At 61.5% G+C, this 18,721-nt stretch carries 24 protein-coding genes and 1 tRNA gene; 10 read left to right on the forward strand and 15 right to left on the reverse strand.

The window, feature by feature from the left end:
- Nucleotide 1: 1 nt before the first annotated feature.
- Genes HUG10_RS04590 through HUG10_RS04605 form a run of 4 tightly spaced genes read right to left on the reverse strand, consistent with a single transcriptional unit; the run spans nt 2 to nt 2,018 of the window.
- Nucleotides 2–1,051 carry a restriction endonuclease gene (locus tag HUG10_RS04590; RefSeq protein WP_179168437.1) on the reverse strand — a complete coding sequence of 350 codons (1,050 nt, stop codon included), beginning with the start codon at nt 1,049–1,051 and terminating at the stop codon, nt 2–4.
- Between the two features lie 45 nt (nt 1,052–1,096).
- Complete coding sequence (locus tag HUG10_RS04595) at nt 1,097–1,318, reverse strand: hypothetical protein (protein ID WP_179168438.1); 222 nt, start codon at nt 1,316–1,318, stop codon at nt 1,097–1,099.
- Between the two features lie 47 nt (nt 1,319–1,365).
- The gene (locus tag HUG10_RS04600; protein WP_179168439.1) at nt 1,366–1,512 is read right to left on the reverse strand and encodes a hypothetical protein; all 147 of its coding nucleotides are present in this window, start codon (nt 1,510–1,512) and stop codon (nt 1,366–1,368) included.
- A gap of 2 nt (nt 1,513–1,514) precedes the next feature.
- Nucleotides 1,515–2,018 (reverse strand): SWIM zinc finger family protein, encoded by a 504-nt coding sequence (locus HUG10_RS04605; RefSeq protein WP_179168440.1) that lies wholly within the window; start codon nt 2,016–2,018, stop codon nt 1,515–1,517.
- A 172-nt stretch (nt 2,019–2,190) separates the two neighbouring features.
- On the opposite strand from HUG10_RS04605, the gene HUG10_RS04610 reads away from it, so the two are divergent.
- The 4 genes from HUG10_RS04610 to HUG10_RS22145 all read left to right on the forward strand — a co-directional run bounded on the left by HUG10_RS04610 (nt 2,191) and on the right by HUG10_RS22145 (nt 6,481).
- A complete protein-coding gene (locus HUG10_RS04610; RefSeq protein WP_179168441.1) occupies nt 2,191–2,433 on the forward strand; it encodes a helix-turn-helix transcriptional regulator in 243 nt (80 codons plus the stop codon).
- A 254-nt stretch (nt 2,434–2,687) separates the two neighbouring features.
- Complete coding sequence (locus HUG10_RS04615; protein ID WP_179168442.1) at nt 2,688–3,455, forward strand: hypothetical protein; 768 nt, start codon at nt 2,688–2,690, stop codon at nt 3,453–3,455.
- A 1,342-nt stretch (nt 3,456–4,797) separates the two neighbouring features.
- On the forward strand, nt 4,798–5,427 hold the full coding sequence (locus HUG10_RS04620) for an SHOCT domain-containing protein (protein WP_179170994.1): 630 nt from the start codon (nt 4,798–4,800) through the stop codon (nt 5,425–5,427).
- A 412-nt stretch (nt 5,428–5,839) separates the two neighbouring features.
- Complete coding sequence (locus HUG10_RS22145; protein WP_394354983.1) at nt 5,840–6,481, forward strand: DUF6338 family protein; 642 nt, start codon at nt 5,840–5,842, stop codon at nt 6,479–6,481.
- A 242-nt stretch (nt 6,482–6,723) separates the two neighbouring features.
- Here HUG10_RS22145 and HUG10_RS04625 read toward each other — a convergent pair whose 3' ends face one another.
- The 3 genes from HUG10_RS04625 to HUG10_RS04635 form a co-directional block, all read right to left on the reverse strand.
- Nucleotides 6,724–6,990: a hypothetical protein gene (locus HUG10_RS04625; RefSeq protein WP_179168443.1), complete on the reverse strand. Its 267-nt coding sequence runs from the start codon at nt 6,988–6,990 to the stop codon at nt 6,724–6,726.
- Nucleotides 6,991–6,992: 2 nt separating this feature from the next.
- Nucleotides 6,993–8,048: a tyrosine-type recombinase/integrase gene (locus HUG10_RS04630; protein ID WP_218780644.1), complete on the reverse strand. Its 1,056-nt coding sequence runs from the start codon at nt 8,046–8,048 to the stop codon at nt 6,993–6,995.
- Nucleotides 8,049–8,153: 105 nt separating this feature from the next.
- Nucleotides 8,154–8,238: transfer RNA gene (locus HUG10_RS04635), tRNA-Leu, on the reverse strand.
- An 83-nt stretch (nt 8,239–8,321) separates the two neighbouring features.
- On the opposite strand from HUG10_RS04635, the gene HUG10_RS04640 reads away from it, so the two are divergent.
- Nucleotides 8,322–8,630: a transcription initiation factor IIB family protein gene (locus HUG10_RS04640; RefSeq protein WP_179168445.1), complete on the forward strand. Its 309-nt coding sequence runs from the start codon at nt 8,322–8,324 to the stop codon at nt 8,628–8,630.
- A 70-nt stretch (nt 8,631–8,700) separates the two neighbouring features.
- On the opposite strand, the gene HUG10_RS04645 is transcribed toward HUG10_RS04640, so the two are convergent.
- From HUG10_RS04645 to HUG10_RS04670, 6 genes are all read right to left on the reverse strand, one after another.
- A complete protein-coding gene (locus HUG10_RS04645) occupies nt 8,701–8,889 on the reverse strand; it encodes a hypothetical protein (protein ID WP_179168446.1) in 189 nt (62 codons plus the stop codon).
- Between the two features lies 1 nt (nt 8,890).
- Nucleotides 8,891–9,385: a phosphopantetheine adenylyltransferase gene (locus HUG10_RS04650; RefSeq protein ID WP_179168447.1), complete on the reverse strand. Its 495-nt coding sequence runs from the start codon at nt 9,383–9,385 to the stop codon at nt 8,891–8,893.
- 36 nt (nt 9,386–9,421) lie between these two features.
- Nucleotides 9,422–10,027 (reverse strand): winged helix-turn-helix domain-containing protein, encoded by a 606-nt coding sequence (locus HUG10_RS04655; RefSeq protein WP_179168448.1) that lies wholly within the window; start codon nt 10,025–10,027, stop codon nt 9,422–9,424.
- A gap of 54 nt (nt 10,028–10,081) precedes the next feature.
- A complete protein-coding gene (locus HUG10_RS04660; RefSeq protein WP_179168449.1) occupies nt 10,082–11,194 on the reverse strand; it encodes a glutamate--cysteine ligase in 1,113 nt (370 codons plus the stop codon).
- Nucleotides 11,195–11,440: 246 nt separating this feature from the next.
- A complete protein-coding gene (locus HUG10_RS04665) occupies nt 11,441–12,073 on the reverse strand; it encodes a fibrillarin-like rRNA/tRNA 2'-O-methyltransferase (protein ID WP_179168450.1) in 633 nt (210 codons plus the stop codon).
- A complete protein-coding gene (locus tag HUG10_RS04670; protein ID WP_179168451.1) occupies nt 12,066–12,929 on the reverse strand; it encodes an NOP5/NOP56 family protein in 864 nt (287 codons plus the stop codon). Before HUG10_RS04670 ends, HUG10_RS04665 begins: the two co-directional genes overlap by 8 nt.
- 239 nt (nt 12,930–13,168) lie before the next feature.
- On the opposite strand from HUG10_RS04670, the gene HUG10_RS04675 reads away from it, so the two are divergent.
- Together HUG10_RS04675 and HUG10_RS04680 are read left to right on the forward strand one after the other, a co-directional pair.
- Nucleotides 13,169–13,567 (forward strand): hypothetical protein, encoded by a 399-nt coding sequence (locus tag HUG10_RS04675; RefSeq protein WP_179168452.1) that lies wholly within the window; start codon nt 13,169–13,171, stop codon nt 13,565–13,567.
- An 87-nt stretch (nt 13,568–13,654) separates the two neighbouring features.
- Entirely contained in the window at nt 13,655–14,833 is a 1,179-nt protein-coding gene (locus tag HUG10_RS04680) for a pyridoxal-phosphate-dependent aminotransferase family protein (RefSeq protein ID WP_179168453.1), read from the forward strand.
- Between the two features lie 82 nt (nt 14,834–14,915).
- Here the strand turns inward: HUG10_RS04680 and HUG10_RS04685 are convergent, their stop codons facing one another.
- Entirely contained in the window at nt 14,916–16,175 is a 1,260-nt protein-coding gene (locus tag HUG10_RS04685; protein WP_179168454.1) for an MFS transporter, read from the reverse strand.
- A 146-nt stretch (nt 16,176–16,321) separates the two neighbouring features.
- Here HUG10_RS04685 and HUG10_RS04690 point away from each other — a divergent pair, with 146 nt between their 5' ends.
- The 3 genes from HUG10_RS04690 to HUG10_RS04700 all read left to right on the forward strand — a co-directional run bounded on the left by HUG10_RS04690 (nt 16,322) and on the right by HUG10_RS04700 (nt 17,742).
- Nucleotides 16,322–16,765, forward strand: coding sequence for an acyl-CoA thioesterase (locus HUG10_RS04690; protein ID WP_179168455.1), 444 nt, complete (start codon nt 16,322–16,324; stop codon nt 16,763–16,765).
- 57 nt (nt 16,766–16,822) lie between these two features.
- Nucleotides 16,823–17,353 carry a pyridoxamine 5'-phosphate oxidase family protein gene (locus HUG10_RS04695; protein WP_179168456.1) on the forward strand — a complete coding sequence of 177 codons (531 nt, stop codon included), beginning with the start codon at nt 16,823–16,825 and terminating at the stop codon, nt 17,351–17,353.
- 65 nt (nt 17,354–17,418) lie between these two features.
- Nucleotides 17,419–17,742 (forward strand): hypothetical protein, encoded by a 324-nt coding sequence (locus HUG10_RS04700; protein WP_179168457.1) that lies wholly within the window; start codon nt 17,419–17,421, stop codon nt 17,740–17,742.
- A gap of 105 nt (nt 17,743–17,847) precedes the next feature.
- Here the strand turns inward: HUG10_RS04700 and HUG10_RS04705 are convergent, their stop codons facing one another.
- Nucleotides 17,848–18,318, reverse strand: coding sequence for a hypothetical protein (locus HUG10_RS04705; RefSeq protein WP_179168458.1), 471 nt, complete (start codon nt 18,316–18,318; stop codon nt 17,848–17,850).
- Between the last annotated feature and the right edge of the window lie 403 nt (nt 18,319–18,721).

Genomic DNA, 18,721 nt, shown 5'->3' on the forward strand with positions numbered 1-18,721 from the left:
ATCACGACCAGTTACCTAAGCCGTCACCCACATATTCGTATCTCTGTGGGCCTCCCGTAGTTCGTTTTTGATACTCTGGAAGGTAGTCTATCCACTTTCCACAGGTAGTCGCTCTCCTTGTTATCGTCGTCCCTGTAACGGCAGACTCCCTATCTATGATTTCCTTTAATTCGGTGTGAGTAATGACCCCTTCTTCCCGTATTTCGGCAGTAATCCGTTCTATCATTTCGACCCCTCTAATGGCCTCGCAAAGAACCTCTTTCGCAGCTTCGTCTTGTCCAACCTCGACTAACTCAAGGTACTCCTCTCCACGTCGAGTGAGGCCGAACTCTCGCTTCTTTTGACCGTTTACCTTCTTCTGAAACCCTTTATGCAGTAGACCCAACATCCATGCGGCGTCGGGGTAGTACAAGCCCTGCCGTTCGACATATGAACTTTCAGCGTTGGTGTCCAAGTACGACTTGATTTCAGGGACGATAGTATAGCCTCTGTCAACTGCTTCAAGAGTTGTCCGAATAATATGGAGATGGTCGGCTTGGGGAACCTCGCTGGTTGGGATAATGCCTTCTTCTTCCGGTTTCTCGAACGCCTCCCAAAACTCAATATCCTCATGGTAGGTAGAAGAATCGACATATTCTACCCCAATTTCACTATTGAGCATAATTTCAGCCAACCGCTCGCCGTCAATCAGGCGGAGGTAGCTTTGTTCGGCGCTCTCAATCGCGGAGTCAGTATACCCTGAAGAAGTAATGTACGTACCAATTTGATAGTCAACGTCGAACAGGGCACCTTTGAACCGCTGAATCCCCGACAGGCCAATATTCGAGCTTTCTTGATACTGCTTGACCTGAACACCCAACCTCGCCCAAAAGAGGTCACGCTCAATTACAGCGTGTACGTCTATACCCCCATCTTGGCGAAACGGCGTTAACTCAAGCTCCCGTGTTCGCTCTGACCGCTCAAGGACAAGCTTGGATAACTGCTCAAACTGCGTGGGAGTTATCCCCAAGTACTGGTCACGAATATAGTCCTTGGCAGCCGCCTCCTTCATTGAGGGTACCCTAGGTCAGACAGAAGTTAAAACCACCAGACAATCTCACCGGGGTCGCAAATCCCTCCAACGAAAGTCTACCTCACCACCCGCTTCAAGTTCGACACGGTAAATTATGGACTCGCGGGCATCACCGGTCAGCGTATCGGCGTCGTCCTCAACGACATTAATGACTGTCCCGTGGACCCCATGGTAGGCGTCGTGGTCGGGGTCCGTCTCGTCGGGGATGTCTATCCGAACACGGTCGCCCTCCATGAACTGCGGCATTGGACAACGACGAGAACGAAGGGGGGAGGAAAGTATCTTTCAGTCGGCTACTTCACTTCGGTCCACTCGCACCCGCAGGACTTGCAGGTGTAGCACTCCTTGGTGATGGTCCCTTCCGCCTTCGCGAACATCACCACGTCGCTGGAGTCACCGCACCGGGGACAGGACTCTTTGACCTTCCGGGGGACAGGCATGGTTAACGAGCCTCCCGCTGGTCACAGTAGCAGTCGAAGCAGGGAAGGTCTGAAAGTTCCGCGCACTCCTTACACTCCTCGTTGTCGTCGAGCTTGGCATCCGCGAGAACGCCGCCGTCCACCGCCAGTAGGTCCGTCCCGGTCTTAACCGCCGGTCTGTCGTCGGTGGCGGGGGCGGGGTTCTCGAAAATGACCGCCGCGTTGAGAACAGTTGGGCCACCTACGGAAGCAAGTGCTACTTTGTGTTTGCAGTCGGGGTCCCGGTGTACGTCTGCCGGGCACTCACACTCGGCGGGCACTACGATACCCTCACGGTCCTCAACGCCGACGACGTAAGCGTGCTTGTCCTTCTTGAAACCGTAGCTCGCGTTCGTTACTCGGACTTGGTACGGACCGACCACGGTGAACTCCCACGACTCCCAAGCGACACGCTTCGCTGTGCGGGCGTCAAACGATAGGTGGTCAACAGCGGTACGCTTTTCTCCGATTCGGCTTGTAGTTGCCATTGGCTTCCAGTCCTGTGAGAAGCCACGTTCGGGCGCTCCAACGCCCGGACACTTTCACACGTCCCGAGGAACCCGACTTCTCTACCAGTAACTCCGGAGTTAGTGGTATTAAGCGTTCTCCTTTAACTCCGCAGTCAATGGTGTTATAGCGAAGCCGCTCCCACGCAGACACATGGGTAGAAAGCGGGATGAGGGCGGGCGCTACACTGAGCAAATAACACTGAATAGCGTCCTTGACGTCTTCAAGAACGCCGTTGTGCCAGTCCTCACCGCCACCGAGGTAGCCGAGGCATTGGACTGCTCGCGTCCGTCGGCGTATAACAAACTGGAGGAATTGACCGAACGGGGAGACCTTCACAAGAAAACTGTCGGAGCGGCGGCTGTGGTCTACATCTACCTACCAAATGGAGTGTGAAGTGGCAAGAACGACGGCGACAGGGAGGACGGTTGCAACACCAGACTATCTCTGTGACCGCGAATAATCGTTAGTCGGTGCGACAATTTTGGTGATTTTCCAGACCACCATTAAGCCGTGCTACTACAAGTGTCACGCTAATATTATGCCGTCTCCCACGTATATGCTATTGAGGGAATAAGAGAGCGGTGTTTTTCGCTCTCAAGTTGGTGGATGCGTAGGTTCCTGCCATCGCCATATCCCTTTGGTGACCTATGATGTACAGTAACAATGCCGCAGAAGAGATTAGAACTGACGAGGAACATTTTGCTACTCACACTGCCTCAATGCTTGAAGGAGACGTAAATGAGTATCATTGGACATTTGCCCCCTTCACCCGGAACACGACGTTTCTCGACGTGAACGACCACGACTATCAAGCGTGGCAGAGGGGACTACCATCAAGTCGTCGCCGCGAAGTTGAGAAAAGAGACCACCGGTTTCAGAGGTACAACGCCGGTACGCACAATCTGGCCTGGCATGATAATACGTGGCTCCGGCGTTGCGACGATTGGTACTGGTGTCATGCGATTTCCGACACGTTAGAAATGACTGAACACCAAAAGCGCCGAGTCTGTAGGCTCTACGACCAGCATATCGATATGCGGGCTTTCCCGTCAGAGAAATACGGTGAGCAATCAAAGTGGCTCGTCGTCCCGTTCTGTATCTGCGTGCTGGTACACAACGAGAACCAGCAGACGAAGGAGAACGGCGACCGTGACGAGCGGTACGTCTACTATCCGGGGAAGAAGGATTTCCCCTCACGGCAGGCTTACGACGGGTCGATTAGGCGAGCCTATGATGCTACGAACGACCGGCATATCCTATTCATGGAGTTCTTGGAAGAACTGCCGTTAGACACTCCAACCGTCATTTCGTGCTTAGAAAGGGTTCGAGACAGGGTACCGGACTTCAAGCCGATGTATGAACCAGACTTTGTTCGAAATGAGGCGGTGAATCAAGTCCTCCATGCAGAAGTATGAGTATATAAATGACCGACCCCCTGTATATACCAAACTCTATTCCTACAAGTGAGAGGAAGTAGGTGAGAGACAAGGTCTTGAAATCCGCAAGAACGCCGCCGCCCACCGACCCGCCCCGCAGGGGTGGGAGCGGGCCACCGAGCGTTCCTTCCCTTCCAACCCCTGGACCGGTCATGTTGTACCTGTTCACGGAGATGGAGTCGCGGCCGTTCTTGACGATGACCGGTTATCTACGACCGGTCTGTGTCTGAAGGGTGTCCCACTTGAACACAGTCGTTTGATACAAGTTCTGTATTTCACCGTTCTCGTTGACGACAATGGACCTGTATTCAGTATTAGTATCCCTATTGACCATATCCTGACAAGTGTGACCGGTTTCTATTGACCGGCAAATAATGACCGGTACACTCCGTGTACTGCGGCGTTCTTGACGTTGTCCGGGAAATATGGACAGTGATGAGATGAGCAGGGCCTCTACAGGTACGCCCATTGGTGTCCCACTGATAGGGTGTCACGCTCATTGCACACCCTCCACGGTCATCAGCTGGCCGTCATTGTGACCAACGTCTACCCCCCTACGATGGCCCTCAGAGGTCCGGACGAACTCACCACGGGCTTCCGTGAACCACCGAGAGTCTTCCTACGTTGAAGACAAGAAACGCAGTACGGGGGGTCACCGGGGCTCCTGTTGGATGGGTCACAGCGGCTATCGTTTTTAGGGAGAGTCCCTGTCACTGCGTTCACTAAGTACAGGGAAAGAACTGTACGCTTCCATCAGTACCATTGCCCACATATGGGCCGAGAACCATTTTCAGCACCGGAGGAATCATCGCGAGAGAAGCGTCGAAAATCGGCACTTCAAGTTGAGTATTCACTACTTGGTGCTTTTCTTGGTGCATTAATTGCGACTGCAGATGTGGCAAGCCAAGTGATTGGGGTCATTGCCATGCTTCTTGTTCTCCTGCCGTTCTTGACAAATCGCTATTGGGACCAAATTTATTCAAATCTCCCTCGATAGATTCGCAGACCTATTTTGTGGCTGTTCCAATGGGCTAGTTCTTGAAATGAAGCAGCTCGCGTTCCGCCGGAAGCCCACCACGACCAATGCCCAATGGCTATTTAAACTGCCGGAAGTATGAGGATTGTCGCCGCCGTTCCTGACGGTTTTAGGTGGAAATTGAAATACGGTCGTATGGAGGATTTGACTTCCCGACTATTGTCCGTGATGGTCGAAAGCACTTCTTCAATATCTTGTTGATGGAGAAGGCTCGCTCTTGAGAGATAGTAAAAAGGAAGAGTTTCAGCAGAAAGATTCATACTCTGAAAAGTCGGTTAGGGGTTTATGGGTTTTTGGGAAAAGGCGAAAGAGGAGTTTGAGAAAGGAAAGAAGACAGTAGAAGAAGCAGCATATACTCAAGAATATTCTGTTGAGCAAGCAGAGAAAGTGGCAAACGAAATGCGAAATGAGGTCAATCCAGAGACGCTTCGGATGAAGAAGATGGGGAAGGCTCCCTTGGATTGGCTTGACGAAGGAGAAAAACTCGTCTATTTCCTCAACGGATTCGATTTAGATATCGATGATAACGATGAGGGGTACAGTAGTCAACTTCTTGTAACGGATAAAAAGGTGATAATGCTGGCCAGTTCCATTACAGGAAAGAGAAGCCAGTACACAGTATTGTTTGAAGATATTATTGGGCTTTCTGTCCAACGACGAGTCCTATCGCATATCCGTATCCAAACGGCTGGGCACTCCTACAAGATTAGCGCGGGAGGGAGCGCACCTGGCCTTGCAGACGAGGTTGTTGATTATATCCGTCAGAGAAAGGAGGAAATTGGGTCAGAGGGAGATGAATCCTCTGAAGAGAGTGCATTGGACAAATTGGAACGTCTTGCCGACCTTCGTGATAGAGGAGTTGTGACTGAGAAAGAGTTTGAGAGGAAGAAGGACAAGCTAATGGAGGAAATCTAAGGATTTAGTTGCTGGAGGTGTCCCGCTTTTCTTATGAGCTGTCCTTTCTCTGCAAAGGCATGCGGCCACCAAATGTCGATGATTGGCAGAGGTTTCCGATACCTTCTTTTGTCCTTGTCGATAGTTACTAACCATGAGTGACGAATCATCTGATTCAAGCAGTGAATCCTCCTCCTCAGAGTCGAGTAGGGAACTCAGCAAGGAAGTGCCAACGGAGAACAGTCGTTCAAATAGCCGTAGTATAGGAAAAAGTGGTTCCAACAGTGGCGACGGCCCGTCTCGTCAAGAGGCAACCGGACACATCCCGCACGATATGCAGGGTAGCGGTGGTAGCAGTAGCGAGGGGAACGGCAGTTCTGGAGAAGGTAGCAGTTCTTCAGACGAATAGAATCCCGTTTTCTGATTCTTCGTGGTGCCGACGCTCTCGCCCGAATACATACTCCTCGCACTTCTACTAATCACACCGGGATTTATTGCTACGCTAATTGCAATTAGTTTAGGAGTTGTTGAGAAAGAGGTTACGGATACTGAACTCTTAGGTTTCAGTCTTGTTTCTAGCTTGATAATAGACACAGTATTCATTGCTATTTATCAGATGGCCGGAGGTACGGTCTCCACTCTCTCATCTACACGAACTATCTTCTTCACACCACAGTTCCGAGCTGATTTGGTTCTCGGCTTGTTAACGGCTTCCGTTGCCCTCGGAGTCGTCTACGCGGTTGGACTGACATATGATGTCCCAAAACAAATCAGGCGAAGGTTGTGGTCCCGTAACGCGTATTCACGTCACCATCGGCAACCGTGGGAGGGAGGACTCGAAAACGCTCATGAGGTGTGTGTAATTACGTCGGACCGAGAACTAGTCAACGGAATATTGAGCGAATACAGCCGGGTGGGAAAAGAGCGCCAACTGGTTCTTGAAAATCCTTCGTGGCTTAACCGCTCTAGTGGCGAGATGGACAATCATGGCGAACACAGCGTTGTGCTACTGGAAGACGATATTCAGCGTCTCTCCATTATCACAACGAAAAACGACAAATCTGATACAAACTAAATGTCTCTAATGTGTTCCCGGCGTCGCTCGGCTTTGTCAGCGGATGACCCTTTGTCATAGTGTTTCGATAGCACAGCCCCGCTCATATTCACTCGCTCGCCAGTCACATCCTACGGCTGTCACCGCCGTTCCTGGGGGTTTCAAGTGGAAATTAGAATACGGCATTATGGAAGGTCCGGCGTTCTCGTAGAAGTCGGCCAGACCTGAGTCGGAAAAGGAAACGTGGCAGTATTGACCGTCTATTAGAGGACTTGGAGGTAGGGCCTCCTAAGTTTCGCTTCGGCCTCCATGTTTTTCGCTTCGACGTTCTCGGTGAGCCACATCCACTCGTCCCGACTGAAGGTCGCCCAACCGTCCAGACGCCCGTCCTTACCTACTCGCCACACCGTTTCTTTGAGAACTTCACTCTCAATCTCTCGTTCCTGTTCACGGTTGCTGGCGCTCGCGTACTCCTGCATGAGTTCGGCCAGCCGGTTCTCATCGATTTTAGGTGGATTGTGTTCGTTCATGGTTACCCCATGCGGTCAAGTGCGTCCCGGCGGTCTTCGACCGGGACTTGGTCGTACTTCATCGTCGTCTTCGGACACTTGTGACGCAGTTGGGCTTTCGTCGCGGCTAAGTCCCGTTCCTTGGTCATGTACGTTCCTACGCTATGCCGGATTGTGTACCACGACATTTGCCGGTGCTCATAGTCGATTCCTGCCCTATCACACAATCCATGCAGTAACCGCCGAAGTTCGTTGGCACCGTACCTGTTCCCGTGACGGGTTAGCCACAAAGCGTCCGTATCCTCATAGCGAGGGTGGCTTGCCCGCTCCTCAAGCCATCGCTTCAGTGCTGTTGCAGTGCGGTCGGTAACGCTGACTGTCCAGTTGCCGTCGTTCTTGCTAGATTCCTCGATTGGGATTCGCAGGACTCCGTTATCAGGGTCTACCCATCCGACCTTGGCCCGCCCCACTTCCACAGGCCGTAGAGCCGCGTCGAGGGACGTCCACACTATTGAGGTAAACTTCCAACTCCCGTCTGTGACAGCGAGCGCGTCCTTGTCCTCCACACCGTAGGCGGGGTTCCCGTCGAGGCCAAGCGCAGCTTGACGGATAGCACGTCGCTCATCGACGGACAGGAAATCGCGAGGTTGGTTGTTTCCACCGCCGCTCTTGAACTTCCAGGGGAACGCCCACTGGTCTTGCCCGTGCTGTTCTGACAGCCACTTCGAGTAGCGACGGAGCATTTCTAACTTCTTGCCCTTCATACAGTCCGAGTCGTCACTAAGTGCCACTTCGTCCATGAAGACCGTCGCGTCCTCCTCCGTCGGGGGAGCTTTGTATCCGCCATTGTGGTCCCACACCCATCGGTCAAACGCGGCGGAGCGGTAGCCGGTCGCGTAGACGGTATACGGAGAGTAGCCTTTCGCCATCTCCGGGTTCTTGCCAAATTTCAGTAACCACGTCAGGAACGACTTGCGGTACTCGTAGTAGTCGAGTTGTTCCTTCTCGGTCAGTAGCTCTTCGTTGGGCGTGGGGACGATTCTGATAGACCTGTTCGGTTCTGTTTCACTTCCATCCATTACGGGACAGCGTTCCAGCGTTTTCGGTCTGTTTTCGGACATATTGGGGTCTTTCGTTCTATCTGACGCCCCAAGAAAACTGCACGACGCAACGGAGTTGCGGAGTGCGCGGGACCGGATTCGAACCGGCGGACCCCTATGGGACAGCGTCCTAAGCGCTGCGCCGTTGGCCTGGCTTGGCTACCCGCGCTCGCACGAACGTACCGGGAATCGCCGTAAGAAGTTGTCGGAGGGCGCCGAGCCGTTAAGTACGGTCGGGTCGTATCCCGGCCCATGTACCGGGCCAGCGACGAGGTGCAGAACGAGGAGTGGCTGGCGCGACTCCGCAGGGCCGCGGAGTCGCTCGACCTCTCCGGCGAGGCGCGGTCGAACGCAACGGACCTCTTCCTCTCACACGTCCCCGAAGCGGAGCGGTCGAAACCGGCGATGGCCGCGGCGGCGCTCTACGCCGGGGCGCTCATCGCCGGGGACGAACGGTCACAGACGCGCGTCGCGGACGCCATGGAGGTGACCCGGCTCTCCGTCCAGCAACACTGGAAGGACATCCTCGAGGACGCGGGGTTCTCGCCGCCGACGTGGTGACCGCCCCGCGGAGGGAGGAGGGCGACGATCAGCGACGGTCCCGGACGACGCGCCACGCGAGGGCGACCAGTCAAACTATGGCCGCCAGTTGACCGAGTAATAGCAGCGCCCCGCCGACGTACGCGAGGAGGCTGTCCGGGTCGGTTCCCCCCGCACGGATCAGCGAGAACCCGACGAGCCCGAGTGTCCCGCCCGCGAGCAGCAGGAGGGTTCCCGACGACCGACGTGCGAGCCACGCCGAGGCGCCGTCCGCCGCCACGCTACTCCGGGCGGGCGGTCCCGCGCCCCTCCCGTTCGGGGGTGAGGTTGCCGTGCTCGTCGATCTCGCCCTTCACGATGCGCGTGGACGAGATGCGTTCGCCGTCCTCGGCTGGGACGTGCTCGACCACCTCGATCCGGAGCGAGTCGAATCCGCGTTCCTGACGGATCTCGTTGATGCGTTCCCCCCCGGCCCGCGTCTCCGGGGAGACGATGAGCGCGTCGAACTCCGGTTCGGTTGCGATGCCGGTCGGTTGGGTGAGTTCGCGGACCTCGAACGACCGGTCGTGGTCGGCCGCCAGGGGTTCGAGTTCCGACTCCAGGTCGCGCTTGCGCTCGTCGAACGGGCGGACCCAGCGGTCCTCGTGGCGGGTCCTCGGGGCGAGTTCGTCGGAGGTGAGCCCGACCGTCACGTCACCGAGTTCGAACGCGCGCTCGAACAGCACGCGGTGGCCGTCGTGGATGGGGTCGAATGTCCCGCCCAGCGCGACGTTCATACGGCAGCGTTACTCCGGCGAACCATAAGTGGGGCGTTACGGTTCGTCTTCCTCGTCCACGGCCCCGTCCGGGTCCGTGGTGGCGTCCGCGTCGTCCGCCGGTTCCCCGCCCGAAGCGTCGTCCCCGTCGACCGTCTCGACGGAGATGGTCACGGGTTCGGTCTCGTCGCTCTCGTCCCTCCCGAGGTGTCGATCGAGGTTGAACACCGTGTTCAGTTCGGACTGGACCTCCTCGACCACGCCCTCGACGAGCGTCGACGGGGCGATCGCCTCGTACTCGTACGGGTTGTTGCCGGCGCCGGCGGCCTCGCGCTTCCGTCGCGTCACCGTCTCGTCCCCGTGGAGTTCGGCGAGCGCCTCGCGGACGGTGCTCGGGTAGAGCCCGGTCCCGTCCGCGACTTCCTGGCTGGTGGAGCCGGGGTTCTGTCGGAGGAAGACGTAGATGCGGGCGCGCGTCTCCGTGTCGAGGAGCCAGGAGAGCAGGTCAACTGCGCGCTGGTCGAAGCTCTCGGCGACCTCCCCCGCGCCCTCCTCGAGTCGCTCCCTCGCCCCGCGGAGCTCCTCCCTCGCCCCGTCCGTCCGGGTTCCCTCAGCCCGTTTGCCCGCGTCCCCGAGCTCGTCGGGACCGTCGTCGGAAGCCATAGTGCGTGAGCCGGTCAACACTCCGCCCGCAAAAACTCGTCGCCCGAACGACGACTAAACGAGCAACGACTGGCAGAGTTCGTCGAGTCCGTCCGCCTCGTGGATTCGTCGCTGTCGTTGCGCCCCCGACTCGCCGTCGACGAGCGCCCGGAGCCCGTTCACGTCCAGGCGGTCGCACTCGCGGTCCACGACGGTCGGCAGGTCCACCGTCGACTCGCCGTCCCGGTCGACGAACGACGCGTCGTGGCCGTACCGCATCGCCCGCCACTTGTTCTCGTCGAGGAGTTCCCGACGGAGGCCACCGTGCCCGTCGCCGTCGGGCACGACCGCCTCGTCGGTCGGGGCCGACTCGTCCTCGTATCGCTCCGCGAGGTCGACCACCAGCGCGTGGACGAACTCCACGAACGCACACACCGCGGCCGGGTCCGACTGGCCGTCGGGGGTCCGCACCTCGACGGTCCCGTGGTCGGTGTGCGGTCGGACGTCGTACCAGAGTTCGCCGCGGTCGTCGATCGAGCCGTGTTCCACCATCCGCCGTTCGAACCGCTCGAACGCCTCGAAGTCGGCGAACCGGGTCGGCATGCCGGTGTTGGGCAGCCCCTCGAATATCTTCGCCCGTGCCGAGGCCAGGCCGGTGTCGAACCCGTTCCAGAACGGCGAGTTGGCCGAGAGCGCGAGCAGCGGCGGGAGGTACCAGCGGAGTTCGTTCGACACCCAGACGGCCTTGTCCGCGTCGTCGACGCCGACGTGGACGTGCAGCCCGGCGGTCGTGTTCCGGTGCTGCGGGTACTGGATTCGGTCGAGCTGGGACCGGTACCGGGGCTTCTCAGCGTGGTCGAGTTCGCGCCACTTCGCGGCCGGGTGGAGCCCGGCGGCGGCGATGCGATAGCCGTGATCGGCAGCGTGCTCGACGAGCGCGTCGCGGACGGCGGTCACGTGCCGTTCGACTGTCGCGGGGTCCTCGACGAGGGGCGTCTGCGTCTCGACGGTGAACTTGAACAGCTCGTGGTCGATGCGGCCGGCGAGCGGTTCGGGGGGCTCGGCGTCGCCGTACACGAGGTCGTCGATGCCCGAAGTCGGTCGGCCCCCGTCGTCGACGACGTAGAACTCCTCCTCGACCCCCAGGGTCCCCAGCCGAGCGAACGACTCCCGCGAACCAGTCTCCATCGGAGCGGGGTTGGGCGCGGGGTAGTATATATCTCGGGATAGCGGCTCGAGTCGTGCGCTTTCCGCGCACGGGCGGCGCGGGACAACGAAGGTTCAAATAGGGGAACGGGACCAGGGCGCACGGACGTAGAGGGGTTCCGACTGCGGGGCCGGGACCCGTAGTCCGCGTAGCCGAGAGGCCGAGCAAGGATCCGCAGTTTCGAGGCGGGACGATCACGACGATCGCCTCGAAGCCGTCGACCCGGGCTACCGTGGTCGCGCCACGATACCGAGATGGTCGGTATGGAAGCGGTCCAGCCGCGACTCCGCCAGGATCTCGTAGCGCTCCTCCAGTTCCGAGCGGACCTCGTCAAACACCTCCTCCGGGCGCTCGGCGACGTCCTCGGACCGCGCCTTCACCGCGAGCAGGAGCCGACCGTCCTCCGCGAGGAACCGGGCGTTCCGGTTGGCCACGCTCGCCTGACCGCGCGTCGCCACGTCCTGGACCACCACGTCGAGGTTCGCCTCGACGACGTGGGCGTACGTCGCCGGCTTGCGCGCGTCCTTCAGCAGCGGGAAGAGGTTCGAGCGCGGTTCGGCGGCCTCCAGCAGGTCCCTGACGGGCCGGGCCGCGAACTCGACGGCGTACGTCGGGCCGGCGAAGTCGGCGACGTGGCTCACCGTCGTCCCGTTCGCGGCGCCGAGATACAGCACCGACTCGCCGCCGGTCAACCCTGTCTCCATCCCCAGCTCCAGCATCGCGCCGAGCTTCGACCGCGAGGCGTCCCAGACGCGCCAGTCGCCGTCAGTCGGCTCCCCGTATACCGGCCGACCGCGCGTGCAAAGCCGCTCTCTGCCCTCGACGTCCCGGCGAGTCACTCCGTCGGGTAGGTCACTCATCGTCACCCTCCCCGTCGCCGGCACGCGCCCGAATGGTCCGCATCCGCTCGTCGAGTTCGGCTTCGAGTTCCGGACGGCGATCTCCGGAATAGTGGTCGATTCTGGCCGCGATGGTTAGCTTGCCCGCAAGCGCGCGTGCGGCCGACCCCCGGTCCGCCGGCCTGGTTCCGTTGACGTACTCGTGGGTGTAGATGACGCCGTGCTTCGGCGAGGGGGCGTGTCCCCGGAGGTGGGCGAACAGCGCGTCCTCCGCGCCGAGCACCTGGAGCGTCCCGGACGGCTTCTTTGCCAGCGCCTCCAGCCCGCCGGCCAGCGACACGAGCCGTGCCGCGAGCACCGGGCCGGCCAGGGCGGCGAGGTTCGGCGCCGCGATCGGTGCCCGTGCCTCGATGAACGACTCCAGCTCCCGCGCCTCGTCCGACAGGTCGACGATGGTGGACGCGAGCGAGACGACCCGCTCCTCGACGGGGCCCTCTGGGTCCCGCGCGGCGACGTCGCGGGCGTAGTCGACGCCCGAACCCGACTCGTCGTAGACGCTCCCGGCCCACTCGGCGAGCCGTTCGGCAAGTTCGTTCGCCGTCCGGTCGGCGTCGTCCATGGCCCGGACACCGTGCTTCAGCTGCTGGTCGTCCGCTCGCTCCCGTTCGCGGACCGCGGTCTCGGCGGCGGCCACCGTCGCTTCGTGGAGGAGTGCGTAGTACTCACCTTCGTCGGCGACGAAGCCCGCTTCGATCGCCCGTTCGGGCCAATCCGCCGGGGAGTCGGCGGACCCTGATTCGATCGCGTCACGCGAACCGTCGAGGTCGCCCGGGCGTAACCCTTCGAACCACCCCCCGTCAGTCGTGTTCTCGGCCATACGTCGACCTTAGGCACCCGGCTTGTAAACCCGTTCCCGATACCGGCGTCCGTCTCCCCTACCCCTCGGTCGCCCACAGTATCGAAACCTGCGAGCGTCTTCCCGAACGGAAGTTAGTCGAACACGTTCCGATCACTTGGAACTCGACGGAATCGTCTGCTCAACAGCTCGATCGGGAAGAACGATGCCAGCCGAAGCCCACGTGCGCTGCTAGTCGGTCCCGTACCCCCGACGAGAGCATGCGCGCGGCAGACGTGCTCGTCTCCGACTACTCCGGCTCCGTCACCGACTGGCACCACACGGGTCGTTCGCTGATCCAACTCACTGACATCGTCGCGGACCGCGAATTGCCGGCCGTCGGCCTCACGACCGATCGGTTGCGTATCGAGACGGTCGAGCGGCTGTACGCCGAGGGAGTACTCGCCTCGGTCGCGGAACGCCGGGGACGCGTGCTGGATCTGTTCGGGGTCCCGATGGACCGGCGCACTCGCGAGGACGCCGCCGGGAGAATCATGCAGCTAGCGGATGGCGAACCCGTCCCGGACGAATCGGGAAATCGCCCCGAGGAACTCGCCGATACACGGCCGGTCACTCCCTCTAGTGAAACGGCCTGTATGCACTCCCCATCGTTGTCGTGACCATCAGCGGCGTCAGCTCTCCGACCTGTCCCGGTCGTCTCGACCGGAAGCGCGGCGTTTTTGGCCCGGCCTGTATTCGCCACGCACATGGACCGACCCGAAGTTGATGAACTTACGCCGCCAGACCGAACGCTGATGGGTCCCGGCCCGAGCGACGTTCACCCCCGAGTACTCCGCGCGATGTCGACCCCGCTCGTCGGCCACCTCGACCCCGCGTTCGTCGAGATCATGGACGAGACTCAGGAGCTCCTGCGGTACGCGTTCCGAACCGACAACCAGTGGACCATCCCCGTCTCCGGGACGGGGTCGGCGTCGATGGAGGCGGCCATCGGCAACCTCGTCGAACCCGGCGAGACGATGCTCGTCCCGACGAACGGCTACTTCGGCGGTCGGATGGCCGACATGGCGCGCCGCGCCGGCGGCGAGGTCGTCGAGGTGGACGCGCCGTGGGGCGAGCCGCTCGACCCCGCGGACGTGAAGAACGCCTTCGACGAACACCAGCCCGACGTGTTCGGCTTCGTCCACGCCGAGACGTCGACGGGCGTGCGCCAGCCGAGCGTCCCCGAACTCACGTCGATCGCCCACGACCACGACGCCTACGTGATCGCCGACTGCGTCACGTCGCTCGGCGGCGTCGAACTCAGGGTCGACGACTGGGACGTCGACGTGGCGTACTCCGGCCCGCAGAAGTGCCTCTCGTGCCCGCCGGGCGCCTCGCCGCTCACCCTGAACGACCGCGCGATGGACAAGGTCCTGGGGCGGGAGGAGCCGTCCCGCTCGTGGTACCTCGACCTCTCGCTGCTCGAGGGGTACTGGGGCGACGAGCGCGCGTACCACCACACGGCGCCGATCACGAACGTGTACGCTCTCCGCGAGTCGCTCCGATTCGTCGCGGAGGAGGGCATCGAACAGCGGTGGGACCGCCACCGCGACGTCGCCGGCGCCCTGAAGGCGGGCGTCGAGGCGATGGGGCTCGAGATGAACGCCGCGGACGAGTTCTGGCTGCCGAGTCTCAACGCGGTACGCGTCCCTGACGGGGTGACGGACGGCGCCGTCATCGAGAGCCTGCTGGCGAACTACGACGTCGAGATCGCCGGCGGCCTCGGCGACCTGTCGGGCGACATCTTCCGCATCGGCTGCATGGGTCACTCCGCCCGACCCGGCAACGTCTCGTTCCTGGTGAGTGCGCTGGGCGAGACGCTCCGCGAACAGGGCGCCGACGTCGACGTGGGCGCGGGGACCGAGACGGTCGCGAGCGAACTGTAGCTGGAAGCCCGTCGCCGACACGTTTTTCTGGGTAGTCGAACCGACGCGGACGGAGACGTCCGCCGCGATTTTCCGCTTCAGGTCACCACTGTCGCAGCGCGCCCGCGCCGTGGGTCCGCCAGAGCACCCCGAGGAGCGTGAGCGCGCCGAGGATCGCGAACGCGCCGCCGGCGTAGAACACCGAGTCCATCCCGACCTCGGCCATCAGCCAGCCGCCGGCGATCGGCGCCACCACCGACCCGGGGCGCCACACCAGTTCGCGGATGCCGAAACTCGACGCGACGCCGTCGCCGTCGCTCCCCTCGTCGGCGAACAGCGCCATGCTGGCCGGTTCGCGGAAACTGTCGGCGATGCCCAGCCCGCAGTTGAGCGCGAGCAGGGGGAGGAACGCCGCCGACACGGCGCCGACGACCGGCAGGGAGCCGGGGAGACCGAGCGACCCTCCGATGACGGGCGTGAACGGGACGAGCAGCGCGACCAGCCCGTAGGCGCCGCCGCCGGCGAAGACGAACAGGGACCGACCCGCACTGTCAGAGAGCCGGCCGGTGAACGGCTGGAGGAGCATGTTCGTGAACTTCTCGGAGACGGTGATGACCGAGACGGCGAACGCCGGATAGCCGAGGCCGCCCTGCGCGAGCGCGAACCCGGCGAACACGGGGACCCAGTTGCGGACGAGCGTCACGGCGACGGCGTACTGCGCGCGGAAGGAGGTGAGCGTGAGGATGCGACGGTTCACCGCGAGGTCCGAGAACGGGAACCCGCCGATCCGGGTGTCGTCGGCCGAGAGCAGGAGCGCGGTCGCGCCGAACGTGACGACGTACAGTCCGGTGATGAGCAGGAACACCTCGTAGGAGCCGCCGAAGTAGTCGTAGAGGAACCCCGCCGAGAGGCCGCCCAGGATCGACGCCGCGAACGAGGCGGCGTTGGACTTCCCGATGTGGTTCGCGCGCGTCCCGGTCGTGGCGAGTTCGCCGACGAGCGCGAGCGTCATGAGCCCCATCCCGGTGAAGACGATGCCCTGGAACGCCCGAACGGCCAGCAGTTGCGACTCCGTGGTGACGAAGCCGAACGCCGCGTACGTGACGATCCCGAGCGCGAGCGTCCCGAGCAGCACCAGCCGCTTGTCGTACCGATCGCCGGCCCAGGCGAGCGGGACGACCGTGGCAGTCTGTGCGAGGGTGTAGGCGGTGTAGAGGAGCCCGAAACCGACGCCGCCGATTCCGAGTTCGGGGGCGATCTTCGGGATCAGGATGATGAGCGTGATGGACCCGAACCCGCCCGCGAAGCGGGAGAGGTAGAGCGTCCAGAACTGGAGCGGGGACGGCTGTTCGTCGGGGGGCACACCGGCGCTCCGACGACCGCCGGCAAAGAGGCGTCGAAACCGCACGACCGAGTCGGCAACTGTCGCCGCGACTCGCCGTTCGAGGTCGCGGTCGTGTCGGGTGGCGAGTGCCGTTGCTTCAAGGCGACACGGCGGGAACGCGGACCATGGTCACCCTCGTCGACACGCTCATCGAGAACCGCGAGCGCGTCCAGCCGGACGACACGAACAACTACGACACCGCCCACGGCGGCAACGTCGCGAAGTGGATGGACGAGGCCGGCGCGCTGTCCGCGATGCGCCTCGCCGGCGAGTCGTGTGTCACGGCGAGCATCGACCGCCTCGACTTCGAGCGACCGATCCCCCGTGGCGACACGTGCGTGATCGAGTCGTACGCGTTCGCCACCGGTCGAACGAGCGTCCGCGTTCGCCTCCGGGCGTTCCGGGAGAACCCGCGGACCGGCGAGCGGGAACAGACGACCGCCTCGTACTTCGTGTTCGTCGCCATCGACGAGGATCTGAAGCCCACCTCGGTCCCGGAGCTCGAAGTCGAGACGGAACGGGGCCGTCGGTTACAGCGAGCGGCGCTCGACGGCGAGCCGGATCGATAGCGGGTTTTCGTCCGGGGTGGGCGGCGCCGTTTTGCCCGCGACGTCCGTAACGGAGCCATGACAATCCCCCACCGCGTCGTCGACCGTATCGCGGACGCATCCCTCTCGGCGCACCTCGCCACCAGCGTCGACGACCGACCCCACGTCGCCCCCGTCTGGTACGCCTACGACGACGGGTCGCTCTGGGTGTCCACCGGCGGGCGGAAGCTCCGGAACCTCCGGCGGAACCCCCGCGTCGCCGTCTCCGTCGAGAGCGCCGACCGCGCCGGCAACGTCGACTGGAACGCGACGCTGCTCGCCACCGCCCGGATCGTCGAGGACGACGAACGCGAGTCGTGGCTGCTCGAACGGATCGACGAGAAGTACGGGGGCGATGGCGAGAGTGGGGGAGCCGACGGTGACGCAGCCGACGACGCTGACGCCGACGATGACCCGGATACGGGCGGAGGGACTGTGACCGACGGGGGGACGTCCGGCAGTGGAGCCGCCGACGGCGGAGCGGGAGCCCGAGAGGGAGGCGTCGACGATGAAACGTCGAGCGGGCTGGTAGAACTCCGGATCGCCAGCGCGACCCTATCGACGTACTGAGACGGGGTCACCGGGAACCCCCCGAATCCGTCGCTTAAACCGTGGCTTCAGTCATCTGAGGATATTTGCCACTTGCCGACTACACTCGCACTAAGAGCGAGGCCACGACCATCAGGCTGACCGACCGCCGCCAGTCGGTGTACGACGCCCTCCAGGAGGCAACGGGGGAGCGCTCCCGCTCGCAGGCCATCGACGTCGCCACCGAGTACTACTGCTTCATGGCCGGGGACAACCGCCTCCAGCCCGCGAGCGGGCGCGTCGCCCGCCTCCTCCGCCGGGCGCGCGAGGAGGGGAGCCTCACGGCCGAGCAGATCGCCGAGATCATGGACTGCGAGGAGCTGCCGGTGTCCTACGAGGTCGCGGTGGACTGCGGACGCTCGGACGGCTGAGTTACGGAGCGCGAGGCGGGGCCGAATCCTCGCCTATCGCGCGCAGGGTAACGAGCGTCTACGTCCACCCGTCCGCGTCGACCCCGAGGCACTCGGCGAGCGGATTCAGCAGTCCTCCCCGGGAGCGTCCACGGGGTAGACTACCGTCGTCTGGAGTTCCTTCACGTTCGTATCCTCCCCCTTATGTCCGTCAGTGAAGTCGGGGCGTTCGAAGTCGAACTCCCCGTTCTCGTTTGTGTCCTCGACGGCCCTCGTCTGGACGATCACTTCCGGAAGCGGGTTCTCGTCCTCGTCCTCGAACGGGATCGCTTCGGGGAGTTCCAGCACGAGCGTCGCTCGCTCGCCCGGTTCCAGATACCGGCTCTGGGTCACGTCGTAGAACTCGGTGGCCGTAGCAGCATTGGAAGCGCTGCCGATACTAACCAGGACGAATCCCCCGCGGGGGAAACACGCCGTCACCGGTATCCCCTCGCTCGTCGGCGTGTCGGCGAACTCGAGTTCCGTCTCGTCGCAGTCGGCGGCCGAAACGTTGGTGTGCAGGTCGTTCGCAGGTCCGTCCGGCGCACTCGCTCCCACTGGCACGCCCATAGTGAGCGCCGAGCAGAGGAGTACGAGCGTGATGGCGACAGTGCGTATCCGAGGGGAGAATAGATACCGAGTACGAGTCATGATCGAATACTGTTGCTGCTCTTCCGTAGCGGGCTGTTGATGCTGTTCATACACTAAATTGCACTTGTTATCAATGCTCGTGACTCGATGTAGGCCACATACAAAGCACTTCGCGTGCTGATGTGGCAGCCATGTGGATTTTAGGGCACAAATTGGACAAGCATCAAACTCAATTCCCTCAAGAGATGTCGTAGAGTGACACTTTTCCAATAGTGGGATGGGTAGTCCACGCTTATTGGCGCAACGTGACCCCGTATTCAGGTTGTGGAACTCTCGAGGTCCGGGGCTCGCGTACCACAACGACCGAGGA

It is taken from the genome of Halorarum halophilum, assembly GCF_013401515.1.
In the GTDB taxonomy this organism is placed as follows: domain Archaea; phylum Halobacteriota; class Halobacteria; order Halobacteriales; family Haloferacaceae; genus Halorarum; species Halorarum halophilum.

What these genes read in the sequence shown, in the direction of transcription:
- HUG10_RS04590 (WP_179168437.1), bottom strand. Translation starts at nt 1,051, where the DNA reads ATGAAGGAGGCGGCTGCCAAGGACTATATTCGTGACCAGTACTTGGGG.
- HUG10_RS04595 (WP_179168438.1), bottom strand. Translation starts at nt 1,318, where the DNA reads ATGCCGCAGTTCATGGAGGGCGACCGTGTTCGGATAGACATCCCCGAC.
- HUG10_RS04600 (WP_179168439.1), bottom strand. Translation starts at nt 1,512, where the DNA reads ATGCCTGTCCCCCGGAAGGTCAAAGAGTCCTGTCCCCGGTGCGGTGAC.
- HUG10_RS04605 (WP_179168440.1), bottom strand. Translation starts at nt 2,018, where the DNA reads ATGGCAACTACAAGCCGAATCGGAGAAAAGCGTACCGCTGTTGACCAC.
- HUG10_RS04610 (WP_179168441.1), top strand. Translation starts at nt 2,191, where the DNA reads ATGGGTAGAAAGCGGGATGAGGGCGGGCGCTACACTGAGCAAATAACA.
- HUG10_RS04615 (WP_179168442.1), top strand. Translation starts at nt 2,688, where the DNA reads ATGATGTACAGTAACAATGCCGCAGAAGAGATTAGAACTGACGAGGAA.
- HUG10_RS04620 (WP_179170994.1), top strand. Translation starts at nt 4,798, where the DNA reads ATGGGTTTTTGGGAAAAGGCGAAAGAGGAGTTTGAGAAAGGAAAGAAG.
- HUG10_RS04625 (WP_179168443.1), bottom strand. Translation starts at nt 6,990, where the DNA reads ATGAACGAACACAATCCACCTAAAATCGATGAGAACCGGCTGGCCGAA.
- HUG10_RS04630 (WP_218780644.1), bottom strand. Translation starts at nt 8,048, where the DNA reads ATGGATGGAAGTGAAACAGAACCGAACAGGTCTATCAGAATCGTCCCC.
- HUG10_RS04640 (WP_179168445.1), top strand. Translation starts at nt 8,322, where the DNA reads ATGTACCGGGCCAGCGACGAGGTGCAGAACGAGGAGTGGCTGGCGCGA.
- HUG10_RS04650 (WP_179168447.1), bottom strand. Translation starts at nt 9,385, where the DNA reads ATGAACGTCGCGCTGGGCGGGACATTCGACCCCATCCACGACGGCCAC.
- HUG10_RS04655 (WP_179168448.1), bottom strand. Translation starts at nt 10,027, where the DNA reads ATGGCTTCCGACGACGGTCCCGACGAGCTCGGGGACGCGGGCAAACGG.
- HUG10_RS04660 (WP_179168449.1), bottom strand. Translation starts at nt 11,194, where the DNA reads ATGGAGACTGGTTCGCGGGAGTCGTTCGCTCGGCTGGGGACCCTGGGG.
- HUG10_RS04665 (WP_179168450.1), bottom strand. Translation starts at nt 12,073, where the DNA reads ATGAGTGACCTACCCGACGGAGTGACTCGCCGGGACGTCGAGGGCAGA.
- HUG10_RS04670 (WP_179168451.1), bottom strand. Translation starts at nt 12,929, where the DNA reads ATGGCCGAGAACACGACTGACGGGGGGTGGTTCGAAGGGTTACGCCCG.
- HUG10_RS04675 (WP_179168452.1), top strand. Translation starts at nt 13,169, where the DNA reads ATGCGCGCGGCAGACGTGCTCGTCTCCGACTACTCCGGCTCCGTCACC.
- HUG10_RS04680 (WP_179168453.1), top strand. Translation starts at nt 13,655, where the DNA reads ATGGACCGACCCGAAGTTGATGAACTTACGCCGCCAGACCGAACGCTG.
- HUG10_RS04690 (WP_179168455.1), top strand. Translation starts at nt 16,322, where the DNA reads ATGGTCACCCTCGTCGACACGCTCATCGAGAACCGCGAGCGCGTCCAG.
- HUG10_RS04695 (WP_179168456.1), top strand. Translation starts at nt 16,823, where the DNA reads ATGACAATCCCCCACCGCGTCGTCGACCGTATCGCGGACGCATCCCTC.